The organism is Plectonema cf. radiosum LEGE 06105, from assembly GCF_015207665.1.
Taxonomy (GTDB): Bacteria; Cyanobacteriota; Cyanobacteriia; order Cyanobacteriales; family Nostocaceae; genus Rivularia; species Rivularia radiosa_A.
The window spans coordinates 81,995-106,561 of record NZ_JADEWL010000006.1 but is presented as its reverse complement, the minus strand read 5'-3'; the positions used below and the strand labels follow the sequence as shown (position 1 = coordinate 106,561).

The 24,567-nt window shown below is 37.7% G+C and carries 28 protein-coding genes; 12 read left to right on the top strand and 16 right to left on the bottom strand.

All coding sequences use genetic code 11. The features are described 5' to 3' along the window. Positions 1-2: 2 nt before the first annotated feature. The 3 genes from IQ247_RS03280 to IQ247_RS03270 form a co-directional block, all read right to left on the bottom strand. Positions 3-584 carry a Uma2 family endonuclease gene (locus tag IQ247_RS03280; RefSeq protein ID WP_193917002.1) on the bottom strand — a complete coding sequence of 194 codons (582 nt, stop codon included), beginning with the start codon at positions 582-584 and terminating at the stop codon, positions 3-5. Positions 585-968: 384 nt separating this feature from the next. Further along, positions 969-1,136 carry a hypothetical protein gene (locus IQ247_RS03275; protein WP_193917000.1) on the bottom strand — a complete coding sequence of 56 codons (168 nt, stop codon included), beginning with the start codon at positions 1,134-1,136 and terminating at the stop codon, positions 969-971. Positions 1,137-1,224: 88 nt separating this feature from the next. Then, entirely contained in the window at positions 1,225-2,640 is a 1,416-nt protein-coding gene (locus tag IQ247_RS03270) for a peptidoglycan-binding domain-containing protein (protein ID WP_193916998.1), read from the bottom strand. A 200-nt stretch (positions 2,641-2,840) separates the two neighbouring features. On the opposite strand from IQ247_RS03270, the gene IQ247_RS03265 reads away from it, so the two are divergent. Then, on the top strand, positions 2,841-3,977 hold the full coding sequence (locus IQ247_RS03265) for a peptidoglycan-binding domain-containing protein (RefSeq protein WP_193916996.1): 1,137 nt from the start codon (positions 2,841-2,843) through the stop codon (positions 3,975-3,977). Positions 3,978-4,338: 361 nt separating this feature from the next. Here IQ247_RS03265 and IQ247_RS03260 read toward each other — a convergent pair whose 3' ends face one another. The 4 genes from IQ247_RS03260 to IQ247_RS03245 all read right to left on the bottom strand — a co-directional run bounded on the left by IQ247_RS03260 (position 4,339) and on the right by IQ247_RS03245 (position 5,762). Next, positions 4,339-4,557 (bottom strand): toxin-antitoxin system HicB family antitoxin, encoded by a 219-nt coding sequence (locus IQ247_RS03260; protein ID WP_193916993.1) that lies wholly within the window; start codon positions 4,555-4,557, stop codon positions 4,339-4,341. Positions 4,558-4,781: 224 nt separating this feature from the next. Further along, positions 4,782-4,958, bottom strand: coding sequence for a hypothetical protein (locus tag IQ247_RS32305; RefSeq protein WP_228059434.1), 177 nt, complete (start codon positions 4,956-4,958; stop codon positions 4,782-4,784). Between the two features lie 212 nt (positions 4,959-5,170). Next, positions 5,171-5,548: a type II toxin-antitoxin system VapC family toxin gene (locus tag IQ247_RS03250; RefSeq protein WP_193916991.1), complete on the bottom strand. Its 378-nt coding sequence runs from the start codon at positions 5,546-5,548 to the stop codon at positions 5,171-5,173. Next, positions 5,538-5,762: a hypothetical protein gene (locus IQ247_RS03245; protein ID WP_193916989.1), complete on the bottom strand. Its 225-nt coding sequence runs from the start codon at positions 5,760-5,762 to the stop codon at positions 5,538-5,540. The genes IQ247_RS03250 and IQ247_RS03245 overlap by 11 nt, the downstream gene beginning before the upstream one ends. Positions 5,763-5,969: 207 nt before the next feature. On the opposite strand from IQ247_RS03245, the gene IQ247_RS03240 reads away from it, so the two are divergent. The 7 genes from IQ247_RS03240 to IQ247_RS03210 all read left to right on the top strand — a co-directional run bounded on the left by IQ247_RS03240 (position 5,970) and on the right by IQ247_RS03210 (position 11,154). After that, positions 5,970-6,200 carry a DUF433 domain-containing protein gene (locus IQ247_RS03240; RefSeq protein WP_193916987.1) on the top strand — a complete coding sequence of 77 codons (231 nt, stop codon included), beginning with the start codon at positions 5,970-5,972 and terminating at the stop codon, positions 6,198-6,200. 2 nt (positions 6,201-6,202) lie between these two features. Then, on the top strand, positions 6,203-6,553 hold the full coding sequence (locus IQ247_RS03235; protein WP_193916985.1) for a DUF5615 family PIN-like protein: 351 nt from the start codon (positions 6,203-6,205) through the stop codon (positions 6,551-6,553). A 294-nt stretch (positions 6,554-6,847) separates the two neighbouring features. Beyond that, positions 6,848-7,009, top strand: coding sequence for a hypothetical protein (locus IQ247_RS03230; RefSeq protein WP_193916983.1), 162 nt, complete (start codon positions 6,848-6,850; stop codon positions 7,007-7,009). 205 nt (positions 7,010-7,214) lie between these two features. Continuing rightward, entirely contained in the window at positions 7,215-8,960 is a 1,746-nt protein-coding gene (locus IQ247_RS03225) for a fatty acyl-AMP ligase (protein WP_193916981.1), read from the top strand. Continuing rightward, positions 8,945-9,934: an acyl-CoA desaturase gene (locus IQ247_RS03220; RefSeq protein ID WP_193916979.1), complete on the top strand. Its 990-nt coding sequence runs from the start codon at positions 8,945-8,947 to the stop codon at positions 9,932-9,934. The genes IQ247_RS03225 and IQ247_RS03220 overlap by 16 nt, the downstream gene beginning before the upstream one ends. 94 nt (positions 9,935-10,028) lie before the next feature. Beyond that, positions 10,029-10,385, top strand: a complete 357-nt coding sequence (locus tag IQ247_RS03215; RefSeq protein ID WP_228059433.1) for an acyl carrier protein — start codon at positions 10,029-10,031, stop codon at positions 10,383-10,385. Further along, positions 10,357-11,154, top strand: a complete 798-nt coding sequence (locus IQ247_RS03210; protein WP_193916977.1) for an alpha/beta fold hydrolase — start codon at positions 10,357-10,359, stop codon at positions 11,152-11,154. Before IQ247_RS03215 ends, IQ247_RS03210 begins: the two co-directional genes overlap by 29 nt. A gap of 266 nt (positions 11,155-11,420) precedes the next feature. Here IQ247_RS03210 and IQ247_RS03205 read toward each other — a convergent pair whose 3' ends face one another. Further along, positions 11,421-11,726: a helix-turn-helix domain-containing protein gene (locus IQ247_RS03205; protein WP_193916975.1), complete on the bottom strand. Its 306-nt coding sequence runs from the start codon at positions 11,724-11,726 to the stop codon at positions 11,421-11,423. Further along, entirely contained in the window at positions 11,723-12,082 is a 360-nt protein-coding gene (locus IQ247_RS03200; protein WP_193916973.1) for a type II toxin-antitoxin system RelE/ParE family toxin, read from the bottom strand. Before IQ247_RS03200 ends, IQ247_RS03205 begins: the two co-directional genes overlap by 4 nt. Before the next feature lie 449 nt (positions 12,083-12,531). On the opposite strand from IQ247_RS03200, the gene IQ247_RS03195 reads away from it, so the two are divergent. The 4 genes from IQ247_RS03195 (at position 12,532) to IQ247_RS03180 (ending at position 16,114) form a co-directional block, all read left to right on the top strand. Next, a complete protein-coding gene (locus tag IQ247_RS03195) occupies positions 12,532-13,419 on the top strand; it encodes a 4-hydroxybenzoate solanesyltransferase (protein WP_193916971.1) in 888 nt (295 codons plus the stop codon). 54 nt (positions 13,420-13,473) lie between these two features. Continuing rightward, the gene (locus IQ247_RS03190; protein ID WP_193916969.1) at positions 13,474-14,076 is read left to right on the top strand and encodes a chorismate lyase; all 603 of its coding nucleotides are present in this window, start codon (positions 13,474-13,476) and stop codon (positions 14,074-14,076) included. Between the two features lie 461 nt (positions 14,077-14,537). Continuing rightward, positions 14,538-15,704 carry a GTPase gene (locus IQ247_RS03185; RefSeq protein WP_193916967.1) on the top strand — a complete coding sequence of 389 codons (1,167 nt, stop codon included), beginning with the start codon at positions 14,538-14,540 and terminating at the stop codon, positions 15,702-15,704. A gap of 53 nt (positions 15,705-15,757) precedes the next feature. Continuing rightward, positions 15,758-16,114, top strand: a complete 357-nt coding sequence (locus IQ247_RS03180) for a hypothetical protein (protein ID WP_193916965.1) — start codon at positions 15,758-15,760, stop codon at positions 16,112-16,114. Positions 16,115-16,146: 32 nt separating this feature from the next. Here the strand turns inward: IQ247_RS03180 and IQ247_RS03175 are convergent, their stop codons facing one another. The 7 genes from IQ247_RS03175 to IQ247_RS03150 all read right to left on the bottom strand — a co-directional run bounded on the left by IQ247_RS03175 (position 16,147) and on the right by IQ247_RS03150 (position 24,364). Then, positions 16,147-16,449, bottom strand: a complete 303-nt coding sequence (locus tag IQ247_RS03175; protein ID WP_193916963.1) for a hypothetical protein — start codon at positions 16,447-16,449, stop codon at positions 16,147-16,149. 55 nt (positions 16,450-16,504) lie between these two features. Beyond that, positions 16,505-17,032, bottom strand: a complete 528-nt coding sequence (locus IQ247_RS03170; protein WP_193916961.1) for a hypothetical protein — start codon at positions 17,030-17,032, stop codon at positions 16,505-16,507. Between the two features lie 32 nt (positions 17,033-17,064). Further along, on the bottom strand, positions 17,065-17,508 hold the full coding sequence (locus IQ247_RS03165; protein WP_193916959.1) for a Tse2 family ADP-ribosyltransferase toxin: 444 nt from the start codon (positions 17,506-17,508) through the stop codon (positions 17,065-17,067). Positions 17,509-17,579: 71 nt separating this feature from the next. Then, positions 17,580-21,209 carry a WD40 domain-containing protein gene (locus IQ247_RS03160; RefSeq protein WP_228059432.1) on the bottom strand — a complete coding sequence of 1,210 codons (3,630 nt, stop codon included), beginning with the start codon at positions 21,207-21,209 and terminating at the stop codon, positions 17,580-17,582. Between the two features lie 661 nt (positions 21,210-21,870). After that, positions 21,871-22,002, bottom strand: coding sequence for a hypothetical protein (locus IQ247_RS33045; protein ID WP_265579658.1), 132 nt, complete (start codon positions 22,000-22,002; stop codon positions 21,871-21,873). A gap of 208 nt (positions 22,003-22,210) precedes the next feature. Next, positions 22,211-22,822, bottom strand: coding sequence for a MarC family protein (locus IQ247_RS03155; protein ID WP_193916955.1), 612 nt, complete (start codon positions 22,820-22,822; stop codon positions 22,211-22,213). Positions 22,823-22,972: 150 nt separating this feature from the next. Then, the gene (locus IQ247_RS03150) at positions 22,973-24,364 is read right to left on the bottom strand and encodes a lysophospholipid acyltransferase family protein (RefSeq protein WP_193916953.1); all 1,392 of its coding nucleotides are present in this window, start codon (positions 24,362-24,364) and stop codon (positions 22,973-22,975) included. Positions 24,365-24,567 lie beyond the last annotated feature (203 nt).

Sequence of the window (24,567 nt, the reverse complement as noted above, 5' to 3'; positions counted from 1 at the left end):
TTTTATGATTTTTGAACATTCCCTGCTGCTAACACTTGTTCTACGGTTAAATCTAATTGTGAAAAAGTCCGAGAAACGATTGTTTGATTACCAATAAATTCTGTATCTTCGTATAAACCTTCTTCGAGCAATAAAACCGTGACTTTTGATTCAATAGGATCTACAATCCAATATTCAGGTATTTCCAAAGCCGCATATTCAGAACGTTTATAACGATAATCCCGCTTTACTGATTCAGGGCTAACAACTTCTACAACTAGTAAAGGTGGAGACTGACATACAGCAGACTCATCTAAGAATTCCATTACTTGTTCCGATGTCACAACGTAAACATCAGATAATCGTGATTTTCTCCATCCAGTTCTAATTCCCGCTTCTCGAAAACACATCCAAGGTAACTTGAGCTTTTTAATTTGTGCTTTGAAAGAGTCTGCAAGAAAGTCCGAGATTAGTAGATGTCTAAAAGTTGGTGGATTCATTAATTCAAGTGTTCCATCAATAAGTTCGTAACGATTATCTGTACCATCATCATAGGTAAGGTACTCTTCAAATGAATATAAACTTTTTGTTGTGGTTTGAGTCATAGTCATAAATTATTAAAATAATTCTTTCTGTAATATATTTATTTGGATTCTATTTATTATAGATGACTACTAATACAGGTAAAAATAAATATTTCCCGTTCTCCTCGACATTTTCAACCAGGATTTTGCTACCACGTTACTACTCGTTGTAATAATCGTGAATTTAAACTCACTCGCTGGGAATGTCGCGAGGTGTTTCTGTAGATAAGTGGGTATGCAAAATTATTTGTGTCATTGCGAGCGACAGCGAAGCAATCGCAAGACTCTGAGATTGCTTCGCTATCGTTCGCAATGACAAATGTACAATTAATTAATAATTTTGCCTAAGTACTTATTGGGATTGCTGAGTCCTGACGGACACGCTTCGCTCGCAATGACGGTTATTTATGCGGACATGGTATTACGGCATCCATGACAGATTAAGCGATGATGGTATTCTTGCATCTTGCACTCCATGCGATAACCGCCTTGGAATAAATTCCCAGGCTCAAAAACAAAGTCTGATAAATCAGACTGGGCAAGATTTTTAGTGCGTTTCATTGTACTTTGCATATTAGCTTTGAAATTTATTTCAAGGTAGATTTGAGGGCTTACTCAGATCGGTATTACTCAATTAGTCACAGATTCGGGAACTTCGACATTAAATTTCCTCCGTCACTACTCTACGAATAATTTCAGTCACATCAGCAGCCATTCTTGCATCAAGTTCAGCCCATTTACCATTACCGGGATTTGTGACTCCTCGAATTGTCATTGCAAATGTTCTTAATTTACCTAATTGACTGCTAGATTTTAATCGCTCATCTATAAACTGTATGAAAGCGGTATAAGTAATTTCAAATGTATTTCTACTGCTGCTATACCCATAACCTAGTTTAGAAATAATCACGGGAGCGCTAATAGTTTTTTCTAAACCTAAAGTTTCTAAAGCTACTTCTGCATAGCGAGCTTTATCGTATCCCATTGCATGAATTATACCTTTAAGGCTGTGCCATTGCGCTCCTGGTAAGCGGGCTGATTGGTTAATATGTAAATGCCATCCCAGCATAGATATTAATCTAGTTAAATCGTAAGCTGAAATATAATTTTTATCTGATTCTAATGTTGTGGTAGCAGCATTTAAGACTTGCTTTCCTGTTAATTTATCAACTAAAGATGATTGAATAATAAAAGGTGGTTCACCGTATCCACTACGAAAATCTAGCTGTTGATTCCCCGTAATATTCTTCAGCCATTTTTCCAAACCTAATGGTGTTTGAAACAGCTTTAACATTGCTGCTGCGGAATTGGAACTGGCTAGTTTATTTCGATAACTAATAACATCTAAAATAATATCTAAAAACTGATTATTTTGATGATTAAAATAACAGCTTTCAATATTGAGCATCGCAAACTTGGAATTCGCTTCGCAAGCTACATTCAAAATTGGAATAATTTTGGTTGCGCTCCAGAATTGACGTTTGAATAAAGCATTTTTTCCCAACCAACGTGTTTGAATTTGTCCATTTTGAAAATTACCGAGACAAACACAAGCTTCTGTAATCTCAGAATTCAGAAAAGCTAATCCTTGATTTTCAATAGTGGGAACTGTTCCTCGTTGTGGATAATTACTGTACCCTGAATTTGCCAAGGTTTCGTATTTAACGGCTAAACGATGAGCGTATTCTTTAATTTCATTAATATAGGTTGAATTTTGAATATCTCGATGTAGAAATGCTGCAATATCATCATCTGAAAGTCGAGTTTTTTGACCTAAAGTAAGTAATTGTCGAAAAACCCATTCGCGATTCTTCGCTGTTTCTAAGATAAAAGGCAATTGCTTGGTAATCAACAACCTTTGAGCAAAATTTTCATCGAAGCGGAGTAACGGTAATTCTACAGCCTGACAAAACTGTCTAATAGCATTTTCAGTCATCGGGCCGTAATCACCATCTATTAATTTACCACCAGGATATAAACCTAAGCTTTTAAGATGAATTTGAATTTCTCGAATTAATTCTTTGTCGGCTTTTACTTGTTCTCTACTTAGTAAGTAGGTAATATTTTTCAGTTTCATCTATTGTGTAAATCTCCGATTGTCAAATTACTGACGATGACTACAGTTGTTTAGATACTGAATACAGAAAATAGTATGGGTAATCAAAAACAAATTTTGCCTAAAAACTCCGAAATCGATGAAACGATACGTGTAGTCACAACCACACAGAACTTTTATAAACAAACTACAAGTAATCATATTTTCGGAGTACTCTAACTATGCCTGTATCAATTAACGTCAAAAATTTTATTAAAGATGCTCGATTTACCGCTGCGGAATTAGTTAACTTAGAAAATAAGATTCAGAGCAGACAAACAACCTTAAAAGAAGCGGAAATCATCGCTACAAACTTTGCAGATACTCTAGAAGCTGGTGTTGGCAGCTGGTTAAATAAGTTATTACGCAGATTTGGTAGTAGCGTTAAAGTTGCACAACCTATAGTCAATCTTGCGGAGGATACCGCTTTACTCAACGCGCAAATAATCATACCAGATTCCGGACGTAATCATCCATCAGTTCGCAATATTCAACGTGGTTTGATTGCTTTAGCAAGTCGCACCCAAGTATTAGGTTATATGCTACCCGAATATGGAGCAGACGGAATTTATGGTGAAGAAACAAGCAAAGCGGTTATTGTATTTCAGCAAAATAACTTGGTTCCTGTAACTGGAAAAGTTGACGCAAATACTGCCAAACTATTAGATAAAGCGCTTCGTAAAACCAACGTACCCGGAAGCATCATTGCCACACCTCAAGACATAGTTAATGCTGCGATCGCACTTTGTACCGGAGATATTGCATTATATTACGGCGTTCCCCAACCTTGGATCAATAACGACCCCAAACATAACGTTCCTACCGATATCAAGTTTAACTACTTAATAAATCGTTGGAAATGCAACTTATTCGGCGGTAACGTATTGCGTAAAGGTGGTTACGAACCCCCCTATTACAAAGATAATACCGACGATGGAAAAGGCGAATATCCTAACGCTAACCAGTGGTATAAATGGACGGATAAATACGCTCTTAGACAAGCTAACCCGGTGCGTTTTGAATTAATTGCTGAAGTTCCAGTTATTTCCTTAACGCAAACCGAAGCTAGAAAAAGAATTCATCAATTATTTGCGACTATTAAACCCGGTGACTTTTTGATGGTAGACCATCAAGGTACTGGAGTTCAAGACGGTGGACATACTCGTGTTGTGACAAAAAGCGATTATCAAACCTTGGGTACAGTATCTTTTGCACAAGCTAGATACGAACAAGCGGTGATTTTGCAAGAAAGCGTTGAGGATTTAATCGAGAAAAACGAAGAGAATATTTGGTTGATGCGTCCGAATACGAGGATGTAATAGTGAAATTTACAAACCCGATTTTTTTTAAATTGGGTTTTTCCATATTTGAGATGAGGTATAAGATATGACGATATACTTTGCTTTTTTTCTTAAGTTGAAATTAACTTGCCAAACTAGCCTTGTGTAAATAAAGTAAAGTACGCAAACTGAAATTGTGACTTAATTCCATTCTTATTAAAAAAAATCAAAATGTACAACAAATAATTAGGATGAAATAATCAATTTTGTCTTTTCTCCTCTAAGCAGCTGTGTTAAATATGCGATCGCACTTCTGATCATGGAGTTGATGTGGCGATTAGCCGAAGGCAGCAGCGAAGCTATCGCACTGGTTAGTATTTATATAATCGCCCAACAAGCTCTATTCTGTCAGAGCATCAAGTTTATCCAGTATTCTTAATCCTTCTTCTGGGTTGCCAGTTGCAGCCATTGCTTTAAATCTTGTATGGGCATCAAATTCTGCTAGAGCTATGGTAGAAAGTTCTTCAATCAATTTATTGACACTGATGCCTTTGGCTTGAGCAAGTTCTTTCAATCTACTATGCTTATCGTCTGGTAAACGAATAGTTAAAGTTGGCAATTTCTGAAGTGAGGGGAAAAATTTGACAGTGAGTTGTTAGAAAGTTTTCAAACCAGTTTTGGATTCTGGTGTTAGGTTTAGCTGTTAAACCATAATAAATTTCTTCAATTGTAATTACACTTAAGTTAATAGATGTTACAGTAGTACTCCAGGCGATGACCCCTAAATTTGGCATTGGACGAGTTAATTCACTGATGATATTTGTGTCACAAAGATAACTCATCCTAGTCTTCCGTAAAAGGATTGTCGCGATCGCTTCGTGCTGGTATCTCTAAACTATAATTTTCTTGAGCGCATAACTGTTGAAGTTCTTTAAAGGCTTGACTTAGGGATGTTTTCGTAGTTTGTTGTCGCCAGCTTAAAAACTCTTGAAACAACTCAGGGTTTACAATAGCAGCCACTCATTCCTGTTGAGTATAAATTAGTTGAGGTTCTTGACTAGTTGCGTTAATGATTGAAGTTAGCTGTTTTTTAGCTTCTTCAAGTGTCCATTTCATTGGAAAAACCTCCAAGTTTTGGAAGAATTAAATATAAAGGCTGTTCTTAAGTTAGCTTATTTTTCCAAGCGATGTCTGGCGACAGTAAATAGCTTGAATATTTAAACCAGTTGCTACTACCAGTTAATGATTGTTAAACTTGTTACCTTTGTTAATTCACGATCATTAGTTACTAAGCTTGCTCTAACTTGAAGCCCAGTTGAAGCAATAATCGCATCTGGGAGTTTTACCCGATATTGCAACCGGATTTGAATAATCTGTTCGATTAATAAATTATTACTGGCTACTAAGTTAATTACTTCTACGCGCTTGAGAAATTGCTCAAATAACTGGCGATCGCTTTCACTCAACTCAGAAAATGCTAAAAATTCAATTTGACTGATGACGGAAATTCCTACCCATTCGGCATTTTGCAATAATCTTATCAACTGCTCGGAACCTTGTAATAAGGAAACGATGGCATTTGTATCCAGTAGATAACGTTTACCACTCATCCCGTAATATCCTTGTTTGGGTGATACTATCACCCTGCCAGCTTAAACGTCCCGCTAAATCAGAAAAATCATAGGTTTTTGCCTGAAGAGTATCTGGGATACTTGGATTTAAAACGACAACTACATCAACAGTCCCAGACGACAATTCAGTGGGAATATCAAGGTGTAAAATGCCCGAATCATTGACAACTGCTTCAAGCTTTATAACTTTCATTTTCTGAGATTCGATATATCTGTACCCTCATTATAAGTGGTAACAAGTAAGCACTAGCTGTTTGTTAGATAATGGGATTTAAACAAAAATTAAGCCCAAATGTAGCCGAAACCTGCTTTATACGCAACAAATACGTCACGGTTATGGGTCAGCCAATCAAAAAATCAGTAAGATATAAAATAAAAACAACACATTAAACTTAATTTTATGGATTTGCAATCCCGAATTACTATAGATCCTAACGTCCTTGTCGGCAAACCAATTATTAAAGGTACTCGTCTTGCTGTTGAGTTTATTATTGACCTTCTTGCTCAAGGCTGGACAAATGACGAAATTCTCCGCAACTACCCTGGTATTACCCTCGAAGATATTCAAGCTTGTTTGGGCTATGCTAGTGCCAGCCTTAAAGCTGAAAAAGTTTACGCTTTTCCTGGGTAATTATGCGCTTTCTAGCCAACGAAAATTTCCCAGGAGATGCTATAGAAGCACTTCGTGGTGGAGGTCATGATGTTACATGGATTCGCACTGATGCTCCTGGGATTGCTGATACCGAAGTTTTAAACCGCGCTCAAAGTGACGAGCGCATTCTCCTTACCTTTGATAAAGATTTTGGTGAACTCGCCTTTCGTTCACATATGAGGGCAACTTGTGGGATTATCTTATTTCGGATTAAAGCACCTTCTGGTAAAGTTGTTGCTCAAAAAGTGGTGACTGCCATAGCATCTCGCTCTGACTGGGTAGGACATTTCAGTGTGGTTGAAGATGAGCGTATCCGAATGCGAGTCCTCTGAAAAGATTGTTGATAAATAATATTTCCACGTTTTGGGCGCATTTAATATAGAAGCTATTCTCTAATTAGCATATTTTTGCAAGCGATATCTGGTGACAAGAAGCAGGGGTTCTACGCACTTCTGATGATGAGGTTAATTTAGGCGATGGCGTTCCGCCCAGCGTAGCTGATCGCGCTCGTTTTTTTTACGAAAGCCTTAAGTTGAAATTAACTTGGCTTAGTTGCCTTGTGTAATTAAGGAAAAGTACGCAAGCTGGAATATGTAACAACTACAGCAATCTGGAGATTAATCATAATGAACGGAAATTCTTTTGTACAAGCTCTAGGAATACTGGGTGCGACTGGAGTCATGATGTTTACGCTGTTTCAGCGTACACCAATGGTAGTAAAAGTCGGCACAGGTGTACTTGCTACAGGTGCAGCAGCAGTGGCAATAGCAAACAAAGACAAAGGATAGAAATATTTTTCACGGATTATATTGAGTTCGACGGGCAAAAAAAGTGCTGCAAATAAAGTAAAACATGGTATTGATTTCAGGGCTTTTTATGACAAATAGGAGCATTTAAATTAGGACATACTCGCCAGCTTTTGAGTATTAAAATTAGGAAATTTATGAGTTCCCTTTTAATCTCGAATCAAATGACTAAGAGGATATTTTCAAAGTGGAAAATAAAATTTTTAAACCTGACTTTTTAACTTTAGTTGACATATTACGCTACAGGGCAATTCACCAGCCTGAGCAAACAGCATACATTTTCCTTCAAGACGGAGAAAAAAATTTAGTCAGCATAACTTATCAAAAATTGAGTAAACGCACACAATTGATCGCACAAAATTTGCAATCAATATGCCCTGCTGGTTCAAATGCCTTACTGCTCTATCCGCCAGGATTAGATTTTATAGAAGCATTTTTTGCTTGTTTATATGCTGGGGTTGTTGCTATTCCTGCTTATCCGCCTCGTCTTAATCAATCTTTATCCAGACTGCAAGCAATTATTGTAGATGCACAGCCGACTCTAGTGCTTACCACGCAATTTTTAATGTCTAAACTACAACAAAAATTTAAGGAGTTTGAACATTTGCAAACTCTAGACTTGTTGGCAACTAATAACATTAACAATGACTTAGTACAAGAATGGCAACAACCAGTGATAAATAATGACACCCTAAGTTTTCTTCAATATACTTCGGGTTCCACAGGTAAACCAAAAGGAGTGATGGTAAGTCATGGCAATTTGTTGCACAATTTGGAGTGCATTAAGCAAGCTTTTGAACTCACTTCAGAAAGTGTATCTGTGACTTGGCTACCGAGTTTCCATGATATGGGTTTAATTGACGGTATTCTTGAACCTTTGTATACAGGGTATATCGGGATATTGATGCCACCTACATCTTTTCTTCAACAACCAATACGATGGCTACAAGCAATTTCAAACTACAAAGCAACTCATAGTGGAAGCCCTAACTTTGGATATGATCTTTGTATTCGCAAAATTACTCGAGAACAGCAACAAACTCTTGATTTAAGTACATGGCATAGTGCTTATAACGGCTCTGAACCGATTAAACAAGAAACTCTAGAGAATTTTACAGCTAAATTTCAATCAAATGGTTTTTGTGCCAAATACTTTTATCCTTGTTATGGTCTGGCTGAATCCACTTTAATAGTTTCTGGTGGGCTGATTAACAATGAGCCAATTTATTGCCAAATAAACGCAGATTCTTTGGAAAATAATCAAGCTGTAGTTACATCTAAAGAAGTAGAAAAAACTCGATTATTAGTTGGATGTGGAAGAGGATGGTTAGATACAAAAATTCTTATTGTTGATCCAGTCTCACTAAAAAATTGCGCTCCAGCTCAAATAGGCGAAATTTTAGTATCAGGTTCTAGTGTTGCTCAAGGTTACTGGAACCGTCCGCAGGAAACTAAAGAAATCTTTCAAGCTTATTTGGTAGATACAGGAGAAGGACCGTTTTTACGAACAGGAGACTTGGGATTTATTAAAGACGGGGAGTTGTATATTACAGGTCGTTTGAAGGATGTGATTATTATTCGAGGTCGTAATTATTATCCCCAAGATATAGAATTTACCGCAGAGCAAACCCATCCTGCACTAAGTTTTGGTTGTGGTGCAGCATTTGTAGCAGATTTTAAGGGTCAAGAGCGCTTGATTATAGCGAATGAAGTAGAACGCAGTTATCTCAAGAAGCTCAACATAACTGAAATTGAGGGTAATATCCGGGAAGCAGTAGCACGTGAACATGAACTACAAGTTTATGCTGTTCTATTACTAAAACCTGCAAGTATTCCAAAAACTTCTAGTGGAAAGATACAGCGTCATGCTTGTCGGAATAAATTTTTAAATGGAACTTTAAATTTGGTGAATACTCAATGTCAAAACAATTAGATTGTGAACAACAATTTGAAAATGTTCAAATTTCAAACACCTTGCTCAATAATAAATTTCAACCCATTGTATCTAATGATCGCATTAAAGCTACTAAACGGCGTTTTACTTTGACTATCAGCCTAGCATCCTTGACAGGGTGCCTAATTGCCATCTACCAGTTATTTACTTCAAGTGTTGGTTTATTAGAAATAAGTTTGCTATTATTCATGTACGTTATATGTGTACTAGGAATTACAGTAGGTTTTCATAGGCATTTTACGCACCAAGCCTTCAAAACTCGAACTCCAATTAGGGTTATACTTGCTATACTTGGTTGTATGGCTGGTCAAGGATCTGTTATTGCTTGGGTATCAATTCACAGATGTCATCATCAATATAGTGATAAACAAGGAGATCCCCATTCGCCTAATCTTCATGGTAAGGGTATTTTACAAAAGCTTAATGGACTGTGGTATTCTCATCTTGGCTGGTTATTTAACAGTGAATTACCAAATTCCTTAGTATTCGCAAAAGATTTATTGAAAGATCCTGTTATTTGCCAGATCAATAGGCTGTATGTTGCTTGGATACTACTTGGTCTTCTTATTCCAGCAATTATTGGCGGAATTTTAACTTGGAATTGGGTAGGGATATTCCAAGGGTTTGTTTGGGGTGGACTAGCAAGGCTTTTCTTAACATTCAATAGTGGTTATATTATTAATTCAATTGCTCATACTTATGGCAAAAGGCTTTTTAACACCTCTGAACAAAGTCAAAATAATATTTGGTTAGCTATCCCTACATTAGGAGAAGGATGGCACAATAACCACCATGCTTTTCCCATGAGCGCGAATTTTGGGTTGAAAATCTGGCAAATTGACTTGGGTTACTGGGTTATTAGAGTACTTCAATTAGTGGGTTTAGCAACAGACATTAAACTTCCTCAGCCAGAAATGATTGAATCCAAAAAAATTGTTTCGCATCCAGAGTAATTATAATATATGAAGAAGCAAGCTTGCTTGGAAATAATTACATTTGTTGAACTATTGAGTGTTAGAAATTTAGAACTATCAGAGAAGCAAAAAGATGGAAATACAAAAAAAATATCAATTTAGCTCTACAGATTCGATGATTAACGATACCAAAAATCAAGTAAATACAGGATTAATTAAGCTAGCAGAAGCTGATATAAAAGCCTGGTTAGTCTCTTACCTCGCAGAAATTTTAGAAATTAGTCAGGAAGAAATTGATACTAAAATTCCATTTAATCGCTATGGTATGGATTCTTCAGCAACAGTAGGCTTGGCTGGAGACCTAGAAAATTGGCTAGAACAAGAACTTGATGCTGCTTTAATATACGATTACCCAACTATTGAAGCTTTAACTCAGCATTTAGCTTCTTTAAGTAAAAGTTATGCCAAAAATTTACGTCAACGGGATTGATTTATTCTATAAAATCCAAGGAACGGGTACACCTTTAATATTAATCGCTGGGTTTGATTGTGATAACTCTTACTGGTCAGCAGTTTTACCAGCACTGGTAAATAATTATCAAGTGATTCGCTTAGATAACCGAGGGGTAGGAAGAAGTTCGGTGCCCGATAGTCCATATAGTATTAAACAGATGGCTGATGATACTGCTGCACTATTAAATTATTTGGGAATTACTAAAGTACATGTAGTAGGTCATTCAATGGGTGGACAAATTGCTCAAGAATTAACTTTAGTACACCCTGAAAAAGTCAAAAGTTTAATACTACTTTCATCTTGGGCAAAAGGGAATGCTAAATTTAATTCAATAATTGAAATCTTTGGTAACTTATCTATTCATTTGGAAGCAAAAATTTATCAAAAAACATTACTGCCTTGGATATATACTGAAAATTTTTACTCAAATGGAAGCATTGAAGATATTATTAATATCATTGAATATTGTCCATTACCAACACCCCACGGAATTTATCATCAAACCAGAGCAATTCTTGATAATGACACGAGTAACAGTCTGAGCAATATTCTTTGTCCAACATTAGTTGTTGTCGGTAAAGAAGACATTCTTACTCCTGTTACATTCTCTAAGGAACTTGTTAATGGTATTCCTAATGCCGAACTTGTCGTTATTGAATCCTCTGGTCATGGTTTGTTGATTGAGTCAGCAGATGCGGTGGTAAAACTAATGCTTCAATTTTTAGCAAAACACGCTTGTTCTTGAGCATTTTAAAAATCGGCAGAAATGTTCAATGAAATTGAAACAACTAGCATTAGTTTGCGGCATGGCTCTAGCAAGTTTTTTGACCATTAGCACTAAAGGACTGGCTCTTACTATAATTAGGGCTTACTGAAAAAGAAAGAAAAGCTTACATTATTTAGATTTTCATACCAAAGAAGTATATTAAGGTTGATGTGGGCGATGTCTACGACTGGCTACGCCTACGCACTTATAGCAAATCTGTCAAATGAGCGATCGCTAGTCGAGTATCAATCGAACTGAGAAATCACAACCTCTTGATCGGGAAAACGCGCGATGATTGTCAGACTGCCACCCAGAGATTTAATGTATCGAGAAAGCGTGGATATTTGAATATCATCCTGATGCTCAATTTTTGAAAGCGCCGATTGCACCACTCCCATATTATTTGCCACATCGCTTTGTGTATGCCCAAGAGACTCTCGAAGCTCAGAAAGTGTCAATTTGAGTAATGCAAGATTTGCTTGCATCTCACTTTCTAAGAGTTGTTCAGGAGTCATTTTTTTGCGAAGTTCATCAAATGGCTTGGTCTTCATAAGAATCCTTCTGTTTTTAATTCTTCTAAATGTTTGTCATACAACTTATCCGCTCTTGGCACATTATCCTCATACCAGCGATCATCTCCTCCCTTATTTCCGCCCAGAAGAAGGATGGCGATTCTCCTTGGATCAAATGCGTAGAGTATTCTGTACGGTTCTCCTTTGTGCTGCACCCTTAATTCTCTCATGTGGGAATGACGTGAGCCGTTTATTTTTGAACTGTAGGGAAAAGGAAGCTCTGCTCCCCGCGCCTCAAGTAATCGCACTACTGCATCAATCGCAACTTGGGTACTTTCGTCTAACTCAACCCACCACATTTCAAACTCATTTGTAAATTCTACCTCCCACTTCATTGTTACTTACACATATTTTAATAAAAAAATATCACCTTTAACTCATATTATTACTGTGTGTGCCGACAAGTAAAGAAAAAATATTCTTAAACTTAGCGATGTCTAGGACGGGCTACGCCTACGCACTTTTGGTGATGGGGTTGATGTAGGCGATATCTACGAATGGCTACGCCTACGCATTTTTGATGATGAGGTTAGTTTGGAAGATCGCAATTGTTTGTTTACGAAAGCCTTAAGTTGAAATTAACTTGCTAAAGTTGCCTTGTGTAAGTAAGGGAAAATATGCAAACTGGAGTACGTAATCACTACATCGCACTTTACAAAATTGTTATGTGCGTCAACTCCACTACTCGTCACGTTAGCTCCTCCAGCGAGTCTGCTTATGCTTGTCAGCAGGTAACGTCAATCTCAAAAGGTTCTGAAGAAAAATCCTTTAATCTGAATAAACTATGCTAACTCCGCAAGAATCTCAAGAAATAGAATTTAGCTGGCTTTCAATTATTAAACTTCTCAGATGGGATAAACCATCTGGACGCTTAATCTTATTAATTCCTGCTCTTTGGGCTATGTTTTTGGCAAATCGGGCAACACCACCAATACCACTGGCTTGCATCATAATTTTATTGACTTTGAGTATCAGCGCGGCTGGATGTGTAATTAATGATTTGTGGGATCAAGATATAGATGCACAAGTGGAAAGAACGCGTCAACGACCCTTAGCTTCTCATGCCCTGTCTACCAAAGTCGGAATTGTTGTTGCCTTCATATCTTTGGGATGTATTGTAATTCTTGCCCTCTATCTCAACTCCCTCTCATTCTGGTTGTCAATGGCAATGATACCAATAATGGTGTTATATCCGTTAGCAAAAAGGGCGTTTCCAGTACCTCAGTTAGTGCTAGGGATCGCTTGGGGTTTAATGGTTCTTATTAGCTGGACTGCAATCAGTGAGAAGTTAGAATTTTGCTCTTGGCTGTTGTGGGGCGCAACTGTACTATGGACTTTAGGATTTGACACTATATATGCCATATCTGACCGTGAGGATGATCGGAAAATTGGTGTTAAATCCAGCGCCCTGTTCTTTGGTGAATATGTTGTGATTGCTGTTGCAATTTTCTTTGCAGGTACAGTCTTACTGCTGGGTTGGCTGGCTGTATTGATGCAGTTGCAACTCATTTTCTGGATTACTCTATTTTTTGCAACCCTAGCCTGGATTTGGCAGTGTATTCGGCTGTATGACCCGGATTTGCCCAATTCTGTCTATGGTCAAATGTTTAAGGAAAACGTTTGGATTGGCTTTGTGTTACTGTTTGGAATGATTGCCGGGTTTGGCGTTTGATTACCATGAACGCCGTTTAAAGTTTTGAATTAAAACATATTTAGAAATTTACAAATGTCTTCAGAAAGTGTTTGCAATAGAATGTGGCACTGCTTAATCCCGGTTTGGCAAGGGGGGAAGGAAATAGTTCAAAAAGGTTTGCCCCATATTCAATTAGCACCGACCTGGCAATTACTTCTTTTAGGAGATGGTTCTTTAACACGACACCTGCAACTGCTAACAGGTGAACGCACTGAAGTTGACTTAATCGATATGTCTGAGATTGGGATAGACTCAGATGGTGCGCCTAAAGAGATCCAATTATTAGCAAGACCACGAGTTCGGCGGCAGGTGTGGCTGCGTACAGTTTCCGGACAACGATTAGCTTATGCTACTTCATGGTGGACAGCTAATCATATAAATGAGTATTTGCAGAAGAAGAATTTACCAGTTTGGGAAAATTTAACAAATCAACGCATAGAGTTTTATCGAGATGTGCAGGGAATTCACTACGGTAAATCAGTGGCTTTAGAGTTGGCTTTTGGTCAAACAGGGCCTTTTTGGGGTCGTCACTACCTATTTTGGCATCAAGGACAGCCTCTAACACTAATTTATGAGGTTTTTTCACCTTACTTAAGAAAATATATTGGTTCAGAATTGACATACTCCCCCGACTAAATTCTATGCATTAGCCGGATATTTCTTAACATTTAGGATAGCGATCGCATTCTTTGGAAGTGTGTCAAATGAGCGATCGCACTTCTGATGATGGGGTTGATATAGGCCATCACTCTTGTATATTTACAAAAGCCTTAAGTTGAAATTAACTTGCTAAAGTTGCCTTGTGCCAGTAAAGGAAATTACGCAAACTGGAATATGTTAACAACTACATCGCGCTTTACAGATAAATTCTGATGTGCGTAATCTACTACACTCCGAACGGAGAGCAAGGTATTGAGCAAGCGCGAATTTAATTTTCTAGGCTTAGTATATTTAGTTTTGATTTGTACGGATGTGAGAAGCGCAATCGCATTACTCAAATATAGGTAAAGTAGCGCTCGCAAACCATTGTAACGCTCTTTTCTAGCATAAATAACTTTGCATAATTTCCAAACTACAGTCAAGAGGTTAAAACTACTATGAAAAATGAAATTGAACAAGAACTTCAAAAAATTCAAGATAAGTTAAAACCTCCTAGCATTGCTATTCTTGGAAGAAGTGGTGCCGGCAAGAGTAGCTTGATTAAAGCCATTTTCAATTTAAATGATATTCAAATCGATACTGGTGCTGGTTTACCTAAAACGCAACATTACAGAAAATACCCACATCCAGAAGATGAAAACACTCCAGTTATTCTATACGATTCTCCTGGATTTGAAGCAGACAAAACTGATGTTTTTTTAGAAGAAACAATAACATTTTTGTCTGAGCGCATTCCAAGCAATCCTGATAATAATGAAAAAATACACTTAATTTGGTACTTAATTCATGCTGGTTTAGGCAGAATTGAACGTTTTGATGAAAAGGTAATTCAAACAGCTAGTTCATTAGGAATTCCTGTAATCATCATATTGAGTCAGTCTGATATTGCGAAAAAAAAAGAAACTGAACAACTTAATGAAGCTATTAACAAATTACAAATAACCAATACTTTTGATATTTTGAAAATATCATCTGAGCCACTTCATGGTGAGCCATTTGGTTTAGAAGAACTGGTTGATATCTCTATTAAAAAGATTCCTGAAATTTACACTAAAGCGTTTATTATTTCTCAAACAGTAAATATTAAAGAAAAAAGGAAAGTAGCTTGGATGATAGTATCAGCAGTAGCAGGAGCTTGTTTTGGTTCTGCTTTCATACCTGTTCCTGGAAGTAGCCCTGCTGCTGTTATAATCTCACAAACAAGTCTTTTGAAAGTAATTGCACAAGTCTATAATTTTAACAAAATTTTTGATGGTAAAACATATTTTGCTACATTTAGTATAAGTACTCTGTTAGCTATACTAGGTACTAGTATAGTTGATGCTGTCTCTACAACACTATTGCCTCTTCCTACTGCATTTTTCGCTCTTGAAACCGTATCAGCTACGGTTGCATCTTCATATATAGTTGCTGTGGGTTTAGCTTTAATATTCACATTTGAAAAGTTGTTGCTATCTAATCTAGAATCAAAAGATAGTCAAGAATCTATTAAAGATTTTTTCAAAAAAACCTTTAGCATAAAATTTAATGAATTCACAAATCATGATATTACAATTAGGGGAAAATCTGATTTAGATAATATTAGAAAAAAATATATAGAGTAAAAAAGTTAAGGTGATAAATTTATCTATTTTACCGACATTTTAGAGAATAAATAATGTTACCCAAAAAAACTCAAAGTCTAGTGAAGACTATAATTATTTACAATAATAAACAACAGGATGGATTTACAGTTAATCAAATGTTAATAGGTCTTATTGTTATTGGAGTTGTAGTAGGGGTTGCTATTACACTAGTATTACCAAGAGGGCAAAATTCTGATTTGATAAAGAAGGCTGCTACTGAAAATTTGATTAATTTTTCAAAACAAGCAGAATTAAAACCAGGTGAATGTGTTAATCAAGATTCTGATAATAATGGATATGTTGACTGTACTGCTAAGGACGAAAAGGCACAGTTAATCTCACTTGAATGTGCTTATGATAAGAGAGGGAAAAGCTGCAAAATTAAGTAATGTTTTAATTTTTAAGGCGATCGCATCTCACTTTAACTACGCGCAATCGCACTTCTGATAATAAATTTAAAGTAGATGATCGCCCCCTTACCACCTATCTCAAAAAAGCGATCGCCCCCATCTAAAAACCTACCCCACACCATCCCACCGCCCCCAAAGCCAAAAGAGCCGTAGGCATACATAGCCCGTCGTAGACATCGCTGCGCTGTTGTTAACCCACTCACCCCCGTCAGGTTCATCCCTTCATAAAGGCGATCAACTTTCAGGGTTTTAAACCATTCACCTGTTTCTACATCCCAAAGCTTTATCACTTCATCTTGACTAATATTAACCAAGATATTACCATGTCATAAAAATCCTAGGTGAATGGGTCAAAAGTTCCTACTGATACTATTGCAAAATTAGTAATTCATGAAGCTTATTTTTTAAATCTAATGATGTTATTAATGGTTTATAAACTTCACCCTCATAAGTTTTCCAAACATAGCCTAAACTAAAGGCTCTAAACATCCTTGATGAGCCAAGCTCCTGCCAAATGTTTTCGGCTATAACTAATCCTGGAAAATTTAGCTCAGAGGGGTTTTCAATTAATTCACTATAAGTTCTAAATTCATCTACTTCTATACCTACCAAAGCATAGCGAAAACTTGGAGCAGATTTTAGACGTTGATAAAGCATGAGACCTAACTCTGTCATCATAAACGCTGTCTCTGGAGTATCAATACCCAAAGAACTAATTCCACTCGGAACAATTCGACACCACCAATTTTCTTCTATATCCTGGAAAAGATTAACAATCAATTGTGAACGTTGACCATTAGCAAGAACCCATTCTATGTTATCAAAATGTCGGGAAAATTCCTTTGCGCTAGCCTCATCAGCACCACATTCAACTGATAAGCTAAATATAGTTGCCATAATCTACCTCCTAATAATTATAATTTAGCCGATCAAACTCTTTCCCAATAATCCCTTGTATTCGCAAGTGCAGCTTCATATTTTTCTAATAACATTGTAGTCATTGGTAGTATACTGACATGGGTAGGACTATTTTGAACCGCTTGAAGTTCTCCAGTAATTTTACTAGATTCTATTTGCCACAAAGGGTCGAGTCCAGTTCCTCCAAAAATAGCAGGTCTACGAAATGCTGGTAAACTTTCTATTGAAAGAGAAACAGACATACCTTTATTGTTTCTAATTCCAACAGTAACAATGTTGCCTGAATTATTGCGCTGTGGTTCTGCTAACAAATACCCTTGCTCGTCCAACCAATCTCTAGGAAGTTGTTCAACATCGATATCAATACCGAGTCTAACTCCTAATAAACGAGCGCTACGCCCTATTTTCGATTTTCCGTCTTTCTCAGCCATTCCTCGGTAGTAAAGTTTTGTCATTTAACCAATATTAAACTTTCAAATTTCCAGTACAGTTTTTTCTTTACCTAAAACTGGTTTAGATATGAAATTTAACTAATACCTTCCACAGCCCCCAAAGCCAAAAGAGCCGATCGCTGCGCTGCTGTTAACCCAGTCACACCTGAAATATTCATGCTTTCATAGAGGCGATCACTTCTCAATATTTTTGTACACTCTCCTGTATTAATATCCCAAAATCTTATCGTCTCATCAAGGCTACTACTTAATAATGTGTGATTGTGTGGACTCCAGGCTACAGACCATACTTCATTTGTATGTCCCTGTAATACTTTCAGACAAGTACTGAGTTTTCCATCCCACAACCTCACCGTGCCGTCTTGAGAGCCACTTGCTAAAAGTTGACCATCTAAACTCCAAGCTACAGACCAGACGCGATGGGTGTGACCGCGCAATACTAAGCAGCATTCACCTTGCGGCACATCCCACAAATAAATGCAGCCGTCATCACTGCCACTTGCCAAAGTCCGATTATTTGGGGAGAAACTGAGTGCCAATAATACATGATTTACACCATAACGTAAAACTTTGAGACAAGTACCTGTCAGGGAATTCCATAAGCGAATTGAACCGTCAAAACTGCAACTTGCTAAAAGCATTACCTCCGCATTATTACTTAAATCCGCTCTGGGTGCATAACTTACTGCACTCACCCAATTAACATGACCTTGTAATACTTTTAAGGTTTTACCTGTCGCAACATCCCACAACCTCACTGTACAGTCATGACTACCACTTGCGATCTTGCGACCATCTGGACTCCAAGATACATCCCAGACTCGATTAGTGTGACCACGCAACACTCTTAAAGCTTCACCTGTCTGGATATTCCATAACCGGACTGTAGCATCTGAACCGCCACTTGCCAGGAGTTGTAAGTCTTGACTGTTAACGGAGCTTGTGGGTGCATAGGAGAGTCCCATTATTCCACGGTGATGCCCTTGAAACTTCTTAAGTAACTCACCATTATAAAAATTCCACAACCTCACATTTGAGTCATCACTACCACTGGCAAAAGTTAAACCATCTGAACTCCAAGCTACTGAGCGTACTGAGTTACATTGCCCCTGTAATACCTTGAAACATTTACCGAGCTTGACATCCCAAAATCGTACACTAGAGTCGTGACTGCCACTGGCTAGAGTTAAACCATCTCGATTCCAAGCCACCGAATAAATTGCACTTGTGTGTCCCTGCAAAACTTTCAGACACCCACCAAGTTGTACATCCCATAATCGAATAGAAAACTCAGAATCGTTCCCACTTGTGATCTTACGACCATCAGGACTCCATGCTATCGACCAGATTATACCAGTGTGACACTCTAAAACCCTTAAGCATTTGCCTGTTTTTTGATCCCACAACCGAATTGAGGAGTCTTGACTACCACTTGCCAAGATGGAACCATCTAGGCTGAAGCTCAAAGAGCTGATCCAACCAGTGTGACCGTGTAACACTTGACGACACTGACCGTTGCTGACCTCCCATAACCGAATGGAGGAGTCAAGACTGCCACTTGCCAAGGTGGAACCATCTGGACTAAAGCTAACTGCCGATACAGCATGGGTGTGATCTGGAAATATGCTGACGCAGTTGCCTGTGTTAACATCCCACAAGCGAATAGTTTGATCATCACTACCACTCGCTAGAATTTGACCATCAGGATGCCAAGCTATTGACCAAATCGGTGCGGTGTGGCCTTGTAACACTTTTAAGCTGTTACCTGTTTGAGCATCCCACAATTGAACAGTATGATCATCACTACTACTACTTGCCAAAATACTGCTATGAGGACTGAAAGTAACAGTAGATATAGAACTATGATGCCCTGGAAGTGTTAAAAGAAGTTGATAATCCGACCTGCGACGTAAGTAAATGTGTCCATCAATATTATCTATGGCTAATAATTTGCCATCTGGACTAAATGCTATTGACCTCACACTACTTAAATTTTCCGCAAATACAGACTGATCAAAAGCAGTATTTTGGAAATTAACTCCACCTAAATTTACACACTGTAAATCTGCTTGCCTAATGGTCAAATTTGAGAAGTCATACCCCTGTAAATTTAATTGCAAATGTACTAACAAGTTGAGAATATTGCCCGCAGCATACCCAGTTAATATTGCAGCTTGATGTCTTTGCTGCTCTAATACATCCTGCAACAAAATTACCAGCTTTTGTTGACTGCCCATCTTTAACAACAATTGCTCAAGTAAGGGTTGCACAATTAATTGTTTTTGTGTTTCTCGGATGTAGTCTTTAGCCGTTGCCTTAATCAAAGCATGGCTTTGAAACAAGCGTACAGAAACAGATTTTTCTCCTAATTCTTGACAAACTTGTTCAACCAATCGCTGTGTCGTATATTCCATCACGACTGGTTGTAGAAAGAAATACTCACCGCTTTTTTCAATTAATGAGCGTTGCAATAGAGATTTAATTGCTGAAGGTACGAGACGTTTAGAAGCAGATGTGACTAAATCAGCAGCTAACTCGGCAAGGGATACTGGCTCTCGATTAATTGCCAGCCAATACATTACTTCCGCTTCTACTGGTGACAAACGCTGGAACTGACATGACAACAAGTCGCCAATGTCCTCAAAAATTAGTATTCCTTGTTCCATATACTCTAAAACAGGAGCAATCTTACCATTGAAAAGCTCTTGGGTTCCGGCTGCTACTACCTTGAGCGCTAAGGGATTGCCACCATAATGCTCGACTAGTACTTGCCATTCTCGTTCTGTACCCGTAAATTGTCCTTTTTGCTCAAATAACTGTTGTCCCTCAATAGGGTCTAATCCCTTTAATAGCAGAGATTTTACGCCTGTTTTCTCTCCTTCTAAGGGTATGAATTCTCTGGGCTTTTCCCTAGAAGTAATCAAAACACAACTTTGATGGGGTACTTCGCCAAAATACTTGAATAATTGACCGTAACCCTCGTATCCAGGGCGACATTGACCCGTTTGACCATTACTAGTTAAAATTGTCTCAACGTTGTCCAAAATAAGTAGACAGCGATGATTTGCCAGACATTCCATCAGCTTTGATAATTTATCATCAAAACTTTCGGGGATTACCATCTCTTTTCGCAGCGCCCACAGTAAAAATTGTAGGATGTTGGTTAATTGCTCCTCTACTGGTGGTGCATTTTGCAGGCTTCTCCAAACCACTAGCTCAAATTCGCTTTGAATTTGTAGCCCCAACTTCACTGCTAAAGTGCTTTTGCCAATACCACCAATTCCCAGCAGTCCAACTAAACGACAACGTTCTTCTAACACCCATTGTCGTAGCTGCAATAATTCTTCACTGCGACCATAAAATACAGATATATCGGGTGCTTCTCCCCAGTCAAACTGCGGGTTTTCTTTTCGAGCTTCTAGTTCCTCAGTAGCAAGACTTGGCTGAGTGTAATCGCTTTTTTCTAGTTCTAACTTAAATGTAGCGAAGGTAGATTGTAACGAACTCCGATCTACTGCTTCGCATCGTCCCAAAATTTTCGAGATAGTGTGGAGAGCTAAGCAAGTGCGATCGCTGAGTTCTTCTAAGGTAAAATTATTTCCACCGTTATCATCTAACTCGGCTGTAAATTTTGCAGATTGAAGTTTATCCCAGCCTTTGAGGGTGAGGATTACACCCCGATTCCGTCTGCTTGTTTTTTTCATCAAAGTCACCGAAAACGGAGTAGATGCATTTCTAAGGAGAAAATCAGATATTTATCATTAAAAAAAATCAATGAAAATATGCAAAAATCAAGTATCTAAATTTCTGCGTTAGCTTGAAAAATTCAAATTTTAACATTTTAATTATTGTTCATCTGGTTGTTATGGAACGGCTTTTTGAATTCCTAGTAGTTGGCAGCATCCCAAATGTGTAAAAATATAATTTGTCATTGCGAGCGGAATGAAATGGAGCGAAGCAATCACAACAACTATACTTTGCGATTGCTTCATTACGCTTCGCTTCATTCGCAATAACAACTAAAATTTCGATCAATTTGCAAAATTGGGATGCTCCCCTAGTAGTTATTCAAGCAATTATTATACTTTCCATAAATCAAGAATCATAATTATTTATTTTATAAAATTGTTATTCTTTATCAAAAGATACCAAGAGAGATTCAAAAGAATAAATCTATCTTAAGGTAGATACTTTAAATAAGATTTTTTTATATTTTTCCCCTAAAATAATATGGGTGGAAGTAAAATGAACTTATGCAATTTTAAAGAATATTAGTAAGGAAACTTTACAAGAGCAAATTTCCTCAGTCACTACTCTACGAATAATTTCGGTGACATCAGCAGCCATTCTTGCATCAAGTTCAGCTTATTTACCGTTACCGGGATTTGTGACTCCTCGAATTGTCATTGCAAATGTTCTCAATTTACCCAATTGACTGCTAGATTTGAAACGCTCGTCAATAAACTGTACGAAAGCTATAAGTAGTTGTGCCTTCATTAATTAGACATTCCGAAAAACCGAAAATCTTGCGATGAACCGCACCAAAAAGATTCTCCAAGCTGCTTTTTTCTTACTTTTTCAGCAAACCCTAATTAATTTGATAAAAATCAAAACATTGATGTTGGGAAAGAGTCACATTTATTCCCTTTGTCAACCACAAATATAATTCATGTGCCTTTAATGATCTGAAATTCTGCATTGCCCATTAGAACTTATTTACCCATGTCCGGATGCCCTGCGCGATCATTTCAATAGACACAGTTCCAACAAACAATGCCATGATACGTCCGGCAATCTCGATATACCTGTCAATCAGTCGTGCTTGTCGCGGACGCACAAAATCGTGCGCCGATTTGAGAACCAGTACAACCGCAACGAAGATAACCACTGCTGTCAGCACAACGGTACAAGCGGTAAGAGCATCGTGTCTTCTGCCAATAACAATGCTGGCTCCGATCGTACCTGGTCCAATAAGAATGGGCATCGCGATCGCACCAGCGAGGTGTTCTGATTCTCCTCTAAGCATTTCAATTGCTGTCGGACCGCGAAAAACAAACTGTAATCCGATCAGCAGAAAAACAAGACCCCCGAAGATTTGAAAAGATGCAAACTCTGCTTGTACAACATAGGAGAATACGAGATCCCCAAGAATGGCAAAACAGCAGAAGACTGCACTTGCAATCATTCCAGCCCGAATTAAGACATTAGTGAACTGCCTTTTGTCCAGTTTCTCTAACACATCGACAAGGTAAATGATGACTAGGAACGGGTTAAGAAGAACGAGCAACAGCCCTATAGATTTAACAATTTCCGCCATATATTTTTACATAAAGTTATTTTGACTACAATTTAACGGTTTTATCTTAGAAATGCTAGTTATATATTTAATTCATCTGTCATCTCAGTCAATGTATAATTTTTTATGATATGGAATTATTTTTTTTGCGGGGAAAAGAAATCATAATTTTCAAATTGTTAATTGTTCCATCGCTTTTTGCAAATCCCTCGTAAAATCCCCAACCGCAATTCTGGCATTTTTCCGACTAGCTTGATAATCCTCAAATCTATCAGAAATAGACAACGGTTCTCCAATAGTAATTCTCACTTTTTGTTTACCCAACTTCGGACGTTTGAACGGATTACTACCTTTAATTCGAGCTACCATATCCCATATAAGCAAAGTCGTTTCCGCGAATCTTTCTGCTGTTGGTTTCTCCCTTACATATTTACCCGTTACAGCAACAAAATTTTCCACCAAACGCATATGCCACATTCTTAAATTCGCTTCTTCAGCAACTCTATCAGCTAATCTTTTTTCGATAATAGATAATGCTTTAACATCCTTCAACTCTTCTCGAAAAATATAATTCCAACCCGCTTGTTCTACTCTCCGACAGCGGTCGTTAAAATTACCTTTGGGCTGTAAATAAAAGTAATCTTCTGACACTTTTAAAGCACTATCTAATAATGCTTTTAACCGTAACTTGATAGCTTCATTCCCGTCGCTGGTTTCGGGTTCTAGTATATTTAATTCTGGTGAATGATGGTAAAAACGTTTGTAAAAATCTTCCATAATCGACAATAAATGTACTGCTAAACCAATCAACCTTGGATAAAGTATTTCTTGTGGTAAGGCTGCATCAAATCCATTTTGATTTACAGATAAACCACTTGCTGCTTCTAATTCGCTTAATAATTTATCTATCGACTCCCATGGCGGATTAGTATAACTATATTTAATCCCAACTGGTAAAATAAAAACCTGCTCACTGCGTCTGGCTTTGTGCAAATCTTCCGCACACCAAAAGCCTAATTGAGCGATTCCCGGCTCTAAAGGACTGATTATCTCGCTCAGTCCATTTGTAGCCCCTTCCGGAGCCGCAGCCATGGGGAAATGTCCGTTTGCAAACAAATTCCTTGCCGACTTTAATCCCGTCCAATCGGCTTTACCTCGATATATCGGTGTACCACCCATACGCGAGAAAAACCAGCCAACATAGGAACCAGCCCACAGGGGAATTCCTCGATCGTAAATAAAATGGGTGTGAACGGGATACTTGAGCGGAATTCCTTCTTGTCGCGCTATTTTCGGTACGATATGAGAAAACAAGTAAGCTAGTGCAAAAGGATCTTCTGTTTGAGGATGACGGAATGCAATTAAAAAACGAATTTTTTTCTGCTGAAATTCATTGATTAATTTTACTAAAGTTTGGACATTTTCTGCTTCAATTTGACTAATGATGGTTCGCGAATTTATCCAAGCTGGTAATAACAACTGGGTAATTCTTAAAACAGCAGGATTAAACGCTGGAGAAATAAATTCTAGAGGTGGTTGTGCTTGATTAATACTGAGGGACAAAGTAATTTTCTCCTAGTTTTATAATTTCATTTGATGAATAAAAATATTTATAATCAAATACGGTTTAATGAAATTTGCCTGTTTATTTATTTGTCAATCATAAATTCATCGTGTTGAAAAAAACCAAGACGTTGGGGGATTCTCCCCCAAACCTCCGATTGGGGGACGGCTGCGTCCCCCAAACCCCCTCCAGAAGGGTCAAT